Origin of the sequence: Sphingosinicella microcystinivorans (assembly GCF_027941835.1) — a bacterium.
Lineage (GTDB): Bacteria > Pseudomonadota > Alphaproteobacteria > Sphingomonadales > Sphingomonadaceae > Sphingosinicella.
The window spans coordinates 1,886,910-1,900,814 of the sequence record NZ_CP116005.1 but is presented as its reverse complement, the minus strand read 5'-3'; the positions used below and the strand labels follow the sequence as shown (position 1 = coordinate 1,900,814).

At 66.4% G+C, this 13,905-nt stretch carries 16 protein-coding genes, 1 tRNA gene and 1 pseudogene; 9 read left to right on the top strand and 9 right to left on the bottom strand.

Annotation, left to right across the window (positions count from 1 at the left end):
- Position 1 precedes the first annotated feature (1 nt).
- Together PE061_RS09395 and PE061_RS09390 are read right to left on the bottom strand one after the other, a co-directional pair.
- Positions 2 to 394, bottom strand: coding sequence for a PilZ domain-containing protein (locus tag PE061_RS09395; RefSeq protein ID WP_271258823.1), 393 nt, complete (start codon positions 392 to 394; stop codon positions 2 to 4).
- A gap of 255 nt (positions 395 to 649) precedes the next feature.
- Positions 650 to 1,540 (bottom strand): LysR substrate-binding domain-containing protein, encoded by an 891-nt coding sequence (locus PE061_RS09390; RefSeq protein WP_271258822.1) that lies wholly within the window; start codon positions 1,538 to 1,540, stop codon positions 650 to 652.
- Between the two features lie 312 nt (positions 1,541 to 1,852).
- On the opposite strand from PE061_RS09390, the gene PE061_RS09385 reads away from it, so the two are divergent.
- Positions 1,853 to 2,167 carry a hypothetical protein gene (locus tag PE061_RS09385; protein WP_271258821.1) on the top strand — a complete coding sequence of 105 codons (315 nt, stop codon included), beginning with the start codon at positions 1,853 to 1,855 and terminating at the stop codon, positions 2,165 to 2,167.
- Between the two features lie 127 nt (positions 2,168 to 2,294).
- A tRNA-Gly gene (locus PE061_RS09380) sits at positions 2,295 to 2,368 on the top strand.
- 3 nt (positions 2,369 to 2,371) lie between these two features.
- On the opposite strand, the gene PE061_RS09375 is transcribed toward PE061_RS09380, so the two are convergent.
- From PE061_RS09375 to PE061_RS09355, 5 genes and pseudogenes are all read right to left on the bottom strand, one after another.
- The gene (locus PE061_RS09375; protein WP_271258820.1) at positions 2,372 to 2,680 is read right to left on the bottom strand and encodes a hypothetical protein; all 309 of its coding nucleotides are present in this window, start codon (positions 2,678 to 2,680) and stop codon (positions 2,372 to 2,374) included.
- 172 nt (positions 2,681 to 2,852) lie between these two features.
- Positions 2,853 to 3,581 carry an IS21-like element helper ATPase IstB gene (gene istB, locus PE061_RS09370; protein ID WP_031304487.1) on the bottom strand — a complete coding sequence of 243 codons (729 nt, stop codon included), beginning with the start codon at positions 3,579 to 3,581 and terminating at the stop codon, positions 2,853 to 2,855.
- Positions 3,568 to 5,081: pseudogene (gene istA, locus PE061_RS09365) on the bottom strand (IS21 family transposase). Before istA ends, istB begins: the two are co-directional and overlap by 14 nt.
- Positions 5,082 to 5,193: 112 nt before the next feature.
- Positions 5,194 to 5,340, bottom strand: coding sequence for a hypothetical protein (locus tag PE061_RS09360; RefSeq protein ID WP_271258819.1), 147 nt, complete (start codon positions 5,338 to 5,340; stop codon positions 5,194 to 5,196).
- Between the two features lie 63 nt (positions 5,341 to 5,403).
- Positions 5,404 to 5,979 carry a TetR/AcrR family transcriptional regulator gene (locus PE061_RS09355; RefSeq protein WP_271258818.1) on the bottom strand — a complete coding sequence of 192 codons (576 nt, stop codon included), beginning with the start codon at positions 5,977 to 5,979 and terminating at the stop codon, positions 5,404 to 5,406.
- Positions 5,980 to 6,236: 257 nt separating this feature from the next.
- On the opposite strand from PE061_RS09355, the gene PE061_RS09350 reads away from it, so the two are divergent.
- From PE061_RS09350 to PE061_RS09320, 7 genes are read left to right on the top strand one after another with little or no spacing between them, the layout of a single operon-like run.
- The gene (locus tag PE061_RS09350) at positions 6,237 to 8,438 is read left to right on the top strand and encodes a TonB-dependent receptor (RefSeq protein ID WP_271258817.1); all 2,202 of its coding nucleotides are present in this window, start codon (positions 6,237 to 6,239) and stop codon (positions 8,436 to 8,438) included.
- 26 nt (positions 8,439 to 8,464) lie between these two features.
- Positions 8,465 to 8,830: a c-type cytochrome gene (locus PE061_RS09345; protein WP_271258816.1), complete on the top strand. Its 366-nt coding sequence runs from the start codon at positions 8,465 to 8,467 to the stop codon at positions 8,828 to 8,830.
- 22 nt (positions 8,831 to 8,852) lie between these two features.
- The gene (locus PE061_RS09340) at positions 8,853 to 9,998 is read left to right on the top strand and encodes an amine dehydrogenase large subunit (RefSeq protein WP_271258815.1); all 1,146 of its coding nucleotides are present in this window, start codon (positions 8,853 to 8,855) and stop codon (positions 9,996 to 9,998) included.
- Positions 9,995 to 10,543, top strand: coding sequence for a MauE/DoxX family redox-associated membrane protein (locus PE061_RS09335; protein ID WP_271258814.1), 549 nt, complete (start codon positions 9,995 to 9,997; stop codon positions 10,541 to 10,543). Before PE061_RS09340 ends, PE061_RS09335 begins: the two co-directional genes overlap by 4 nt.
- Positions 10,540 to 11,166, top strand: a complete 627-nt coding sequence (gene mauD / locus PE061_RS09330; RefSeq protein ID WP_271258813.1) for a methylamine dehydrogenase accessory protein MauD — start codon at positions 10,540 to 10,542, stop codon at positions 11,164 to 11,166. The genes PE061_RS09335 and mauD overlap by 4 nt, the downstream gene beginning before the upstream one ends.
- Before the next feature lie 8 nt (positions 11,167 to 11,174).
- Positions 11,175 to 11,681: a methylamine dehydrogenase light chain gene (locus PE061_RS09325; RefSeq protein ID WP_271259164.1), complete on the top strand. Its 507-nt coding sequence runs from the start codon at positions 11,175 to 11,177 to the stop codon at positions 11,679 to 11,681.
- A gap of 2 nt (positions 11,682 to 11,683) precedes the next feature.
- A complete protein-coding gene (locus PE061_RS09320; RefSeq protein ID WP_271258812.1) occupies positions 11,684 to 12,136 on the top strand; it encodes a c-type cytochrome in 453 nt (150 codons plus the stop codon).
- On the opposite strand, the gene PE061_RS09315 is transcribed toward PE061_RS09320, so the two are convergent.
- Together PE061_RS09315 and PE061_RS09310 are read right to left on the bottom strand one after the other, a co-directional pair.
- Complete coding sequence (locus PE061_RS09315; RefSeq protein WP_271258811.1) at positions 12,106 to 12,789, bottom strand: DUF4286 family protein; 684 nt, start codon at positions 12,787 to 12,789, stop codon at positions 12,106 to 12,108. The two genes, PE061_RS09320 and PE061_RS09315, sit on opposite strands and share 31 nt — an antisense overlap.
- Complete coding sequence (locus tag PE061_RS09310) at positions 12,786 to 13,892, bottom strand: class II histone deacetylase (RefSeq protein WP_271258810.1); 1,107 nt, start codon at positions 13,890 to 13,892, stop codon at positions 12,786 to 12,788. The genes PE061_RS09315 and PE061_RS09310 overlap by 4 nt, the downstream gene beginning before the upstream one ends.
- Positions 13,893 to 13,905 lie beyond the last annotated feature (13 nt).

Genomic DNA, 13,905 nt, shown 5'->3' with positions numbered 1-13,905 from the left:
CTCAGGCGGGTTCGTCCACGCCGAGGTGCCGACCGGTCGCCCGCTTGTGCGCCCTGAGGATCGTCACGACGTCCGCCTCGCGGTCGAACTGCATCCCGAACCGGCCGTGCTCCGCCCAGCGCACGACGCCCGCGAGCGGCGCATTGCCCGGCAGGTCCACCACCACGCGCGCGCCGATTTCCGGGTAATAGGGGCTGCGCAGCCGCATCCCGCGCGCGGAAATCTCGACGACGGTCGCGGGCCCGGCCCATCCCCGCGTCCGCATCCGCGCCGACCAGAACAGCGCCAGCGACCGCGTGGCGCCGCGCCGCTCCGGCCCGCCGGCGAGCGCCTTGCCGTCCTCGCCGCGCCACGTGGGAAGTACGTCCTGCAACCGTGCAAAAAACTGGATCATCTGAGCCGCCCCTTCCGAAGCCCGTGATCCCCCGCAGCCCCGGTTTGCGCTCAAAGTGTAAACAAAGTCTTAAGACATGCCCGCGGAAGTTGATTCCACCGAACGTTGCAATTCCTGCAATGCACGATGCAGACTTTGCGGTGGTCACACCCTCTTCGCAGGTGCAACAAAGGGCCTGCCAGAAATGGCGATCCTCCCCAAGGATTTACTTTTCGGGGCCGGCCTTCGGGTCGGCCCTTTTCTTTTTCGCGGGGATCAGGCGGCCGCGGCGCGAACGGCGGATTCGGCAAAGATCCAGTCGCGGAAGCGCCGCAGCGCGGCGTCGGACGCGCCCGGCTTCCGGGAAACCCACCAGTAGCTGTAGGGCGTCGCGACGCTTTCGCCGAACGGGCGCTCGAGTCGGGCGTCGCCTTCGTAGAAGCGCACCGAATCCTCGAGCGTCAGCGCGATGCCGAGCCCCGCCTCCGCCGCCGCGATCAGCATCGGGCCACTGTCGTACTGCTCGGTACGCGCCAGCGCGCGCTCGTCGAGGCCCATCGTCTGCAGCCACAGCGGCAGCACCTTCGAAAGCCCGCTGTGCAGCAGCAGCGTGTGGTCGCGCAGCGCTTCGCGCACCGGCGTGCCCGGCGCCACGAGGCCCGGCGCGCAGACGGCGAAACCCGCCTGCGGCTTCAGCTTGCAGGATTCGAACCCCTCGGGCACGGTTTCCGCGAACACGATGATGGCGTCGAGGCTGGCGCCCAGCTTCTCGAACGGCGTGCCCGAGGAATCGAAGCGCAGCACGATGTCGGGATAGCGCGCCCGGAAGCGGGCAAGGCGCGGCAGCAGCCAGGCGCTCGCGTAGGACGGCGGCACGCCGACGGCGAGGCTGCGTTCGCCGTCCGAGCGCACCTCGCCGAGAACGCGGCCGATGGCATCGAAGTGCGGCGCGATCTGCGTGAACAGCCGGGCGCCCTCGGGCGTCGGCTTCAGCTCGTGGTGCCGCCGTTCGAACAGCGGCCGCCCCACGTGCGCCTCCAGCGACTGGAGCCGCCGGCTCAGCGCCGAAACGGAAAGGTTGAGTTCGGTGGAGGCGGCGCGCAGCGTCCCGCCGCGATAGGCCGCGACAAACGCTTCGAGCGAGCCCATCGGCGGCAGGCGGCGCATATCAGGCCACCGCAGCCGGTCCGACGAGGCACCGGACAGACATCATCGCCTCTCAAGCTTCCACCCGCTCCGCGCCTTTGCGAGCGGCGATTGCAGGCATATTGTTGCAGCGCAGCACGACTTTGGCAAGAGTTGAAACCTCATTCGGAATACGCCCCGATCACACGCAGAACGATTCCATAGACTTACGCCCATCGTTGCAAAACGGGAAATCCATGTTGTCAAGGTCGCGATGGCCGCCAACGCCCCGTTTCATATGCTGCGACGCACAAACGAACGATTTTGATCGTTTGCTGAGCAAGGAGACTCATCATGAAGATCATTCTCGGTCTGGCCGTAGTGGGCATGATCGCCGGTGTGTCCGCACCGGCTGCCGCCGATCCGTACAGCTACTATCGTTCGCGCATTGATTTCACCCATGCGCCCACCGGCTACGAGGTATCCGGCCGCCGCACCGCGAGCGGCGTGCTCTACCTCAAGGGCGAAAACCCCGACACGGGCAAGACGTTCGCGCTTCGCGTCTCGCGCAAGGGCCACATCACCGGCACGTGGGAAGGCACCTCGGTCGACCGCTGGGTCGGCGGCGAGGACGCCCCGCAAGTGCTCGCGCAGCGCGATCCCGGCTGATCGTCCGCATCGCGATGAAAGGGCCTTGCCGGCGCACGTCCGGCAAGGCCCTTTCATGTCTGCAAACATCGCGAAGCGACGTTGACCTCCGCGGCAGGCTTGTGGCAAGCGGACGCTGCCGAAGGGCGCGGGTGTAGCTCAATGGCAGAGCAGAAGCCTTCCAAGCTTACGACGAGGGTTCGATTCCCTTCACCCGCTCCAGCGCTACGGCCGGGTCGTGCCGCCCGCAGGCCGCACGGCCGCCCGCTCCGCCTCCGCCAGCGAATAGAGTTGGGCGCTCTCGCGGCGAGTGCGCAGGTCGAGCGCTTCGACGAGTTTCCATGTCGCGGTCTGGAAAGCTTCCCATTCGTTCGTGATGCGGTCCTCGTTCCAGTCCAGCATGTAGGCGTTGAAGGTCGCGATGAGGCTGCCCATCTCGCGCTGGAAGTTGAGCGCCATCGTCGAGGCGCGCGTCGAGCCGTCGCGGATCAGCGCGGGGTAAAGCCATTTGTCCTCGATCGCGAGGTGTGTCAAACGGCGTTCAAAAGGGACCCCCGATCGGCGTCGAAGAGGGACCCCCTTTTCGGATAATATGATGCTGGTTTGTTGAAGATGGCCTTGCGCTGCGTGCGGCGGAGGGCGGGCGTAGCCCGACCGGAGGCGCGCGCAGCGCAAGATAGATTTTTGAAGGCGCCGAAGGTGGCTGTCAGCTGCGGTTTTTGAAGCGCCAGCTGTCGTTGCCCGTCTCGACGATATCGCAGTGGTGGGTGACGCGGTCGAGCAGCGCCGTGGTCATCTTGGGATCGCCGAACACGGTCGGCCATTCGCCGAAGGCGAGGTTCGTGGTGATGATGACGCTGGTCCGCTCATAAAGCTTGCTGATGAGGTGGAACAGCAACTGCCCTCCCGAGCGGGCGAACGGCAGATAACCGAGCTCGTCGAGCACGATCAGGTCGAGCCGCGACAGCTGCGCCGCCAGGGTCCCGCCTTTGCCGATCCGGGTCTCCTCTTCGAGGCGTGTCACCAGATCGACGGTGTTGAAGTAGCGGGCGCGAGCGCCCCTTCGCACGACATTGGCGGTGATCGCGATGGCGAGGTGGGTCTTGCCTGTCCCCGTGCCGCCGACCAGCACGATATTGCGGCGAGGCGGGAGGAAGGAGCCATCGTGAAGGGAGCGGATCATCTCCTCATTGATCGGTGTGCCCTCGAAGCTGAACCGCTCCAGGTCCTTCACCACGGGCAGCCTCGCAGCCGTCATCCGATAGCGGATGGAGGCTGCATCCCGGTGGGTCGCCTCAGCACGGAGCAGGTCGGTCAGTATCTCCATGGTGGTGCGCTTGCGCTGGAGGCCGGTGGTGACCGCCTCGTCGAACGCCGCCGCCATGCCCTTGAGTCCGAGGCCGCGCATCGTGTCGATCATATCATGCCGCTGCATCATAGCCTCGCAGCAGATCATAGCGGGCACAGTCGGCGAGCGGAGGATGCTGCAGCATCCGGTCTTCCGAAGTGACGATGCTGTGGGGTGTCGCCGGCTCGCGGCGCCGGGAGAGGATGTTGAGGATCAGCTCGTCGCTGGCCGTTCCGTTCGCCAACGCTTCGCGCACGGCAGCCTCTACCGGCTCCAGGCCATCGGTGAGCACCGCCGAGAGGACCCGCACGAACCTGCGATCGGCCTCGTCCCCGGTGCCGAGCCTTCGCCGTAATCGGTGCAGGGCGGGCGGCAGATCCCAGTCCTGGAACGGTGCGCCGTTACGCAGCGCGCCGGGCTTGTGCGCGAGGACCGGCAGATAATGCCAGGGATCGTATATCGTGCGGTTCCGACCGAAGTGGCGCTCATGCTCCCCGACGATCGCATCGCCGCAGCGTATGACGATGCGATCGGCATAGGAGCGCACCTGAACGGTCCGGCGTGCGGCCGTCGACATGACCGAGTAGCGGTTGCGATCGAAGCTGATGAGGCAGGTGCCGGTGACGGCATGCTCGCTCTCATGGAAGCCGTCGAACGGTGCCAGGATCGGCTGCAGGGCCGGTCGCTCCATATCCAGCGCCTCGGCGACGGTAATATCCCCGCGTTCGGGATGGGCATGATGCTCGGCCCAGCGCCGGCACTCGGCCTCCAGCCACCCGTTGAGCTCGGCCAGGCTGGCGAACCGGGTCGCGGCTGGAAGAAGCGGCCTCGGATCGTCTGGACCTGCTGCTCGACCTGGCCCTTCTCCCATCCCGCCGCCGGCGAGCAGGCGGTCGGCTCGACCATGTAATGATCGGTCATGATCAGGAAGCGGCGGTTGAACACACGCTCCTTGCCGGTGAACACGGCCGTCACCGCCGTCTTCATATTATCGTAGATACCGCGTCGCGGCACACCGCCGAAGAACGCGAACGCCCGGGCATGGGCATCGAACAGCATCTCCTGGCCCTCGCGCGGATAGGCTCGGACATAGGGTGCGCGCGAGTCGCAGAGACGCATATGCGCCACCTTCACCCGCATCGGCTTGCCGGCGATCTCCACATCCTCGTGGCTCCAGTCGAACTGGTAGGCCTCACCCGGCTGGAAGGTCATCGGGATGAACGCCGGTGCGCCTTCGCCAGCATCCTTCCGCCGCGCAGCACGCCAGCGCGCCGCATAGCGGCGCACCGCATCATAGGATCCATCGAACCCCTCGCGCACCAGCAGGTCATGGATACGCGTCATCCGTAGCCGATCGCGGCGGCCGCGACCTTCGTTCTCCTCAAGCAGCGCATCGAGACGATCCTGATAAGGACCGATCCGCGGCAGCGGCTGGACTTTGCGCTGATAGTTGAACGCCGCCTCCGGCGACCGGATCGCTTTGCGGACGACCTTCCGCGACAAACGAAGGTCACGAGCGATCGCCTTGATCGCCTTACCCGCTGCATGCTCACGCCGAATCCGAACCACTGTCTCCACGATCAACATCCCGTTCTCGCCAACTGATCAAAACCAGTCGGCCGACTAAATCCCCGGGATGAAGGGGTCCTTTTTGCACGCCGATCACCCCACGAAGGGGGTGCCTATTGCACGCTGATCCTCACGCGAGGTGCGCGATGAGCACGCGCGCGAGCCGCCAGCGGCACTTCGCGACCTCCAGGCGGTCGCGCGCGATGACCGCGTTGATCAGCGCCTCGGAAGTTTCCCCGATCTCCTCGTGCTGCTTGCGGAGCGTCTGTGTGTCCATGCGCCTGCCCTGTCCGGGGCACAGGATCGGCGAGAGACGTTGCGATCCGCTTAATGCCCCGTGTCAGGCCCGGCGCACGCGCGGCAGCACGACCGGAAGGTAGAGCGACAGGTAGGCGCACGTGGCGCGCCCGGCCTCGTCGTTGAAGGCATCGGTGATGTGGCCGTGCCGGATCACCGAAAGCCCGAAGAACAGATCGGCGATCTCGATCGCGCGGAAGAAGATCTCCGGCGTGTCGGCGAGCTCGGGAAGCTCGAAATTCCCGGAAATCTTGTCCCTCAGCTGCCCGGCGATGGCGAAATCGTTCTGCCGGTCCTTCAGCTTGATCGCCGAGGGGCTTTTGGGGCCGATCAGCAGCTGCATGGCGTCGCGGTTCGCATTGAAGAACGCGGCGCCGCGGCTCACGAAGCGGGTCACCGCCTGCCGCCAGTCCCCGCAGTCCGCCACCGACAGGCCGTCGAGATCGGCCTGGAGTTCGGCCTCCATGTCGCTCGCGGCGGCCTCGTAGACCTCCAGCACGTGCGAGAAGAAATGGTAGGCGGAGCTCTTGGGGATTCCGGCCTCGTCCGCCACGTCCGCCAGCGAGATCTCGTCGATCTCCCGCGCGCGCAGCAGCTTGCGGCTCGCGTCGACCAGCATAGCCCGGCGCGTGCGTCCCCGCTCCTGTGTCCGTCTCGCCGATCCGCCCACACGCCGCCCGTCTGTCCCGTTGCACCGGTCTGCGTTCACTCGTTGATCGCCGGAGTCAAGTCAATTCGAATTTAATCCGGTTACTGTTCCAACATTCCACCATCCCGAGGACGGAAACCCTGCCCGGAGCGGCTTTACAAATCGAATTGATTCGAAATATAGTACCCAAAACAATTCGAATTGCACTGCAGGGAGGGGAAAATCACATGCGCAGCCATATCCGATTCCGTCGCCCGCCGCTGAGGCTCCTGCTGCTTGCGGGCGCCGCGCTCACGCCGGCGACGGCCGCAGCGCAGGAGGCCGCCGTCATTGACGATGCGATCGTCGTCACGGCGCAGAAGCGCGAGCAGAATTTGCAGGACATCGGCCTGTCCGTCACCGCGCTCGGCGGCGCGTCGCTCGATTCGATGGGGCGGCAGGACGTGACCGCGCTCGCCGGGCAGGTACCGAGCCTTCAGGTCGCCCAGTACAGCCCGACGATCACCGTGTTCAACATCCGCGGCGTCTCGCAGAACGATTTCGCCGATTCGCAGGAAGCGCCGATCGCCTTCTACAACGACGAGGTCTACGTGAGCGCGCTCGGCGCGATCAGCAGCCAGATGTTCGACCTCGAGCGCGTCGAGATCCTGCGCGGCCCGCAGGGCACGCTGTTCGGGCGCAACGCCACGGGCGGCCTCGTGCAGGCGATCACCAAGCGGCCGACGAGCACGTTCGAGGGCTTCGCGAGCGTGACGGTCGGCAGCTACGGGCAGATCGCCACCGAAGGCGCGATCAGTGGCCCGCTGTCGGACACCGTGCGCGCGCGCCTTTCGGTCACCACCAACCATCACGGCGGCTATCTCGAAAACCGCATCGGCAAGGACCTCGGCAATTCGCGCTTCTTCGGCGGGCGGTTGCAGGTGGAGGCCGACGTCGGCGAGAACGGCACGCTGCTCGTGAAGCTGCAGGGCCTGCGCAACGACGACGAGACGAGCGGCGGCATCTACACGCATGTCGCGGCCGGCTTCGACGAGGACGGCCTCGGCTACGTGCTCGGGCCCACGGAAGATTTCTGGGAAACCTGCGGCGGCTGCGACGTGTTCGGCTACCGCGATTCCGACAACGACCCGTTCACCGGCGACTACGACCGGAACGGCTATTTCGACCGCAAGTTCTGGAGCGCCACGGTCCGCTACGAGCATGATTTCGGGGGTACGCAGTTCACCTCGATCACCGACTACCAGGACCTCCGCAAGCGCTACGGCGAGGACACCGACATGTCCCCGCTGCCGATCTTCGACTACGACACCGCGCAGGACCTCTATCAGCTCTCGCAGGAGCTGCGCCTGTCGGGCGACACCGACCGGCTCAACTGGCTTGCCGGCATCTACGGCCTCAAGATCAAGACCGAAAACGCCTACCAGATCGACGCCAGCAGCATCCTCGAGTTCATGGAAAACTACGGCGGCACGCAGAAGACCGAGTCGGTCGCCGTGTTCGGACAGGTGGAATTCAAGGCGAGCGAGGCGCTCAGCCTCATCGTCGGCGGCCGCTACAGCTGGGACTGGAAAAAGTACGATTTCACACACGCCGAGAACGGCGTCACCGATTTCGTCTTCAACAGCACGACCAATCCCGACCTCGCCAAGCAGACGTTCAAGAACTGGTCCGGCAAGATCGAGATCGACTACCGCCCCAGCGACGACGTGCTGCTCTACGCCAGCGTCAACCGCGGCACCAAGAGCGGCGGCTTCGGCGTGCAGGCGTTCGCGCCGATCGACCCCGCGACGCTGCCCTACGACCAGGAGGTGCTCACCAACTACGAGGGCGGCTTCAAGGCGACATTCGCGAACCGCGCGGTCACGTTCAACGGCTCCGTCTTCCACTACGACTACAAGGACTATCAGGCCTTCTCGCTCGAAGGCCTGTCGCAGTTCGTCACCAACCGCCCGGCGAAGGTCACCGGCTTCGAGGGCGAGCTGACGCTGCGGCCCGCGACCGGCCTCCTGCTGTCGGCGTTCCTCACGCACCTCGACACCAAGGTGAAAGGCATCACGCTGCCCGGCGGCCGCGTCGCCGACCGCAAGATGCCGCAGGCGCCCGCGTGGAGCCTCGGCGGGATGCTGCGCTACGCCTTCCCCGTCGGCCCCGGATCGCTCGCGTTCCAGACCGACTGGAAATACGACAGCGCGCAGTATTTCTCGACCTTCAACGCGCCCATCGACCACGAGGATTCGCACGTCGTCGGCAACGTCCGCGTGTCGTTCGAAACCGATGACGACCGCTGGGTGATCGCGGCCTTCGTCAACAACGTCACCGACAAGGAATACCGCATCTACAATCTCGATCTCGGCGCCGCGCTCGGCACGTCGAACCAGACCTACGCGCGCCCGCGCTGGTTCGGCGGCAGCGTCACGTATAATTTCTAGCATCTTCCGGGAGGGAGACGGGTTTGGTGGGTTCAAGGTTGTGGCTGGCCGCGTTCGCGGCGCTTGCATCGGCCCCCGCGCACGCCGCCGTCGATGCGGCCGCAGGCGCGGCCGTGTTCAAGCGCTGCGCCATGTGCCATTCCGTCGATCCCGGCAAGAAGATTGCCATGGGTCCGAACCTGTCGGGTGTCGTCGGGCGCAAGGCCGGCACGGCTGAGTTCAACTATTCGCCCGCGATGAAAGCGTCGGGCATCGTCTGGACGCCGGACATGCTCGACGCCTTCCTCCAGAAGCCCGCCGCAACGATCAAGGGCTCGCGCATGGCTTTCGCGGGCCTGCCGCGCGCGGAGGACCGCGCTAACATCATCGCCTATCTCACCACGCGGAAATAGCCTGACCCGCCGGAGGACCGACATGAAGACAATCACCGCCTTCACCGCACTCTGCCTCGCCGCCGTCGCCATCCCGGCAAGCGCACAGCTTCAGCCGGAGGAACTGACGACGGAATCGCTCGCCGAGGTGATGCAGCCGCACTGGGTATGGGTGAACGACATCGCGTTCGACCGTATGCTCGACGGCCGCGCCTATCTGCTCGATGCTGACAGCGGCCAGATGCTCGGCATGGTGAGCGGCGGCTATGGTCACGGCTCCCTGCTGCTCGCCGAGGACGGCAAGACATTCGGCGTTCCCTCGATCCACCTCTCGCGCGGCACGCGCGGCGAGCGCACCGACGTCGTCACCTTCTACAAGACCTCCGACCTCAAGGCCGGGCCGGAAGCGATCATTCCGCCGAAGCGCTTCAGCGGTATGCCGTTCCTGTCGTCGGCGCCGGTGATGCCGGGCGGACGCTTCGCGCTCATCTACAATTTCACGCCCGAGCAGTCCGTCACGGTCGTCGACATGCAGGCGCAGAAGACGGTGGGCGAGTTCGTGACCTCGGGCTGCGGCCTCGTCTTCCCGACCGGCCCGTCGAAATTCTTCCTCATCTGCGGCGACGGCGCGCTGCAACCGGCGACGCTCGACGCTGAAGGCAAAGTCACGCTCGGCAAGACCTCGAAGAAGCTGTTCGCGGACGACGACCCCGTCACCGAGAAGGGCGTGTGGACCGGCAAGCAGTGGCTGTTCTTCACGCCGAGCGGCAAGGTGCACGTGATCGACCATGCGAAGGACGTGCCGACGCTCGCAAAGACATGGTCGCTGACCACGGCGGCCGACGCGGGCTGGCGTCCCGGCGCGCTCCAGACCGCCGCCTATCATCGCGGCACCGGGCGTCTCTATGTGCTGATGCACGAGGGCGGCCCCGACACGCACAAGGACCCCGGCACCGAGATCTGGGTCTACGACGCCGCGAAGCAGACGCGCATCCAGCGCATCCCGCTGGACGGCATCGCGCTCTCCGTCGCCGTCAGCCAGGACACGAAGCCGCTGCTCTACACGACGATGCCGGGCGAGACCGATTTCACGGTCCGCGACGCCATGACCGGCGCGCTCATCCGCAAGATCGAAGGGCTCGGCGGATTCATGACGATCATCCAGCCCTCGCCGGTGACCGGCCAGTGAGCGGCCTCGACATCCTGCCCGTTCTGGTGACGGACGTGCTGTTCGGCGGCCTGTTCCTTGTCGGCGGCGCGAGCAAGCTCAGGGACTTCACCGCTTTCGCGGAAACGCTCGGCAACTACCGGCTGCTCCCGGGTCCGCTTGTCCGTCCGGCGGGCGCGGTGATCGCCCTCGCCGAACTCGCCCTCGGCGCCGCGGCGATTGTCGCCGTGCCGCTCGGCAGTCAGATCGCCATGCTCGGCGTCGCCGCGCTTCTGCTCGTCTATGCCGCCGCGATGGGCATCAACATCGCGCGCGGGCGCGATCACATTGATTGCGGCTGCAGCTTCGGCGCGACGCACGCATCGCTCGGCTGGGAACTCGTCGCCCGCAACGTGGCGCTCGGCGTCATCGCCTTCGCCGTGTTCGCGCTTCCCATCAGCGCCCGCCCGCTCGGACCCATCGACTGGATTTCGGGCATCGGTGCGGTGGCGGCGTTCACGTTTCTCTATCTCGGTTTCGGACAGTTCAGTGCAATTCGCCTGCAAAGAAAGGCGGTGGTGAGATGAACGAGTTCTTTCTCGCAGCGTTCGCGCTGCAATGGGTGGCGATCGTCGGACTCGCGCTGCTGATGGTCGGCCTGCTGCGTCAGGTCGGGATGCTCCACGAACGGCTCGGGCCGGTCGGCGCACTGACGCTCTCGGGCGGCGCCAAGGTCGGCGAGACGGCGCCGGTGTTCGAGCTTCCCAGCCTCACCGGCGGCGAGGTCCGCATCGGCGGCATCGCAGGCGACGGACGCTCGACGCTGGTATTCTTCCTCTCGCCGACCTGCCCGATGTGCAAGTCCATGCTGCCGGTGCTGCTCTCGGTCGCGCGCGAGAATGCCGCCACCACGCGCCTCGTGTTCGCGAGCGACGGTGACGAGGTCGCGCAGATGAAGATGATCGTGCAGCAGAAGCTCGGCGACCATCCGTTCGTGCTCTCCACCGATCTCGGCCGTGCGCACGGCGTCGGCAAGCTGCCTTACGCGGTGCTGCTCGGCGCGGACGGGCGCGTCGCCTCGAAGGGCCTCGTCAATAACCGCGAGCATGTCGAGAGCCTGTTCGAAGCCGAACGGACGGGCATCGCCTCGATCCAGGATTATATGGCGCGCCGTGACGCTACGGGCGCAACGACAGGAGCTGCGAAATGAACAGGCCAATGAACCGGCTCGACAGGATCATGGAGCGGCTGAGCCGCACGGCCGCGCGCGGCATGTCGCGCCGCAGCTTCTTCGGTCGCGCCAGTGCCTTCGGCATCGCCGCGGCGTCCATGCCGCTGCTCCCCGTCTCGCGCGCCAACGCGGCGCAGCAGCCGGGCGAGAGCGGCGATCCGCAATCCTGCGACTACTGGCGCTACTGCGCGATCGACGGCTTCCTCTGCTCCTGCTGCGGCGGCAGCACCTCGTCGTGTCCGCCGGGCACCGAGCCGTCGCCGATCACGTGGGTCGGCACCTGCCGCAACCCGATGGACGGCAAGGATTACGTGATCTCCTACAACGACTGCTGCGGCAAGTCGGCGTGCGGCCGCTGCATGTGCAACCGCAACGAAGGCGACACGCCCGTCCACCAGCCCGCGGGCTCCAACGACATCAACTGGTGCCTCGGCACCGAGGTCGGCGTCGTCTACAACTGCTCGACCGCCGTCGTGCTCGGCGCCGCCGACTAGGGATGCGTCTTGCCGTCTTTCCCGTCCTGCTGTGCACCGCCGCCATGGCGGCGCACGCCGGCATAGCGCCGAACCTCGCGCGCAACGGGCGTTCGGCGCACGTCAACTACATGACCGAATGCCAGGGCTGCCACCTACCCGACGGCAGCGGCCAGAAAGGCAGCGTGCCGTCGATGAAGGGCGAGCTTCACCGCTTCCTGACGGTGGAGGGCGGCCGCGAATTCCTCGTGCAGGTTCCGGGCTCGGCGAATTCGAAGCTCAGCGATGCCGATCTCGCCGCATTGCTCAACTGGCTGCTCCCGAAGATGGGCGGCATCACGGCGGATGGATTCGAACCTTATACAGCGGAAGAGGTCGCGCTCTATCGCGCGCAGCGACTCGTCGACGTTACCGGCACGCGCGCCGCGCTCGTCGCGAAGTTCGCTCAGCCCGAAACGTCGAGCGTCAACCGATAGAGCGCCGCGCAGTCGGCTCCGCATCCGCTGACGCCGGTCCGCGTCCCGATCGCTTTCACCGCATCCTTTGCCGCGGCATCTGACGCGGCTGAAATCTCGAACACGACAAGCTGATCCGGCACCGCGACCGGTTCGTGCATCAGGACATTGTAGACCCGGTAGGGCGTCACACCGGCCGCGAGTCCCGCGTTCACGATGGCCCTCAATTCTTTCGGCGCCACACCTTTCGACCGGTGCAGGTAGAGATGCGTCGGCTTCGGCGCATCTGCGCTACGCATACCCTTCCCCTCCCGCTTGTAGTAGATGCGCTCCGTCACCTTGATGAGATCGGTGCCGCGCCCGAGCTGGTCCATGCGCCAGCTCGCCATCAGCATCGCGATGATCGTCTTGTCCATGTCGGACGACGTGATCGTGTACAGCGCCACGTAGGGCCGCGCGCCGTCCTCCGTGACGGCGGCCCCGCGCCGCGCGCGCTCGTATCCGGGCACGGCGAGCACGTCGGGAATGTCGATTTCGTTGTACCAGTGCTCGAATTCCGCCTCGCGCGCCGGATCGACGTTCTCGGACTTCACCATCATCAGCCACTCGCTGCCGAGCGCCGCCGACGGCAGCGACAACAGCAGGGCCGCAGTCGCAGCGCGAAGCGCAGTCATTTGAGCGCCGCAGCCAGCCGCTCGACCCATTGCCGGTGGAACGCCGTCGCTTCCGGCCCCGGCTGCCAGCCGAGCGCCATCTCGAGCACCGGATCGACGACCGCCGTCCGCTCGCCGCTCAGCGTCTCCAGAATGGCGTGGCCACAGAACGGCACATAGGCTTCCGCATAGCCGCCCTCGTGGACGACCGCGAGCCGCCCGCCGCACAGGCGCCCGGCGGCGTCCATCATCTTCCGCGTCAGCACGCGGTAGCTTTCGCTGTGCAGCAGCATCCGCGCCAACGGATCAACGCTGTTCGCATCGAGCCCGCACGCGACGATGATGAGTTCCGGCTTGAAGCTTTCGAGCGCAGGCAGCACCAGCGCGTCGAACGCGTGGACATAGGCGTCGTGCCCCGCGCCGGCGGGAAGCGGGATGTTGAGGTTGAAGCCGAGCCCCGCGCCCGCGCCGCGATCCTCCGTGCCGCTGTATCCCGGCGGGAAGCAGCGGTCCTGATGCACGGAGATCGTCAGAACGTCGTCACGGTCGTAGAAGATCGACTGCGTGCCGTTGCCGTGGTGCACGTCCCAGTCCACCACCGCGACGCGCGAGATGCCGCGCCGCGCCTTCGCGACCTCGATAGCGATCGGGATGTTGGCGAGCAGGCAGAAGCCCATCGGCATGTCGGCAAGGCAGTGATGCCCCGCCGGGCGGCAGAGCGCGTAGGCGTTGTCCACCTCGCCGGCCAGCACGTCGTCGACCGCCGAGATCGCGAGGCCGCACGAGATCATCGCGATCTCGAAGCCGCCCTTGCTGAACGGCGCGAGCCGGCCGAGATCGCCGCCGCCCGCGTCGCTCACCCTCTTGAAGTTGTCGATGTAGTCGCGGGGGTGCACGCGGCAGACGTCCTCCACCGTGGCGGAGACCGAGTCCGCCATCACAAGTTTACGCGTGAGGCCGGAGGCGTTCGCGAGGTTGAGCAGGCGGCGCTTGGAATCGGGCGTGTCCGCGCCCGCCGTGCCGCCGGGCGGCTGCACCCAGTCGCCGACGGGCAGGAACAGAGCCTGCATCCCGGTCGCGTGCCAGAAGGTGCGTTCGTCGGTGTAGAATCCGGTGCGCGGCATGGCCCTGTCCTCC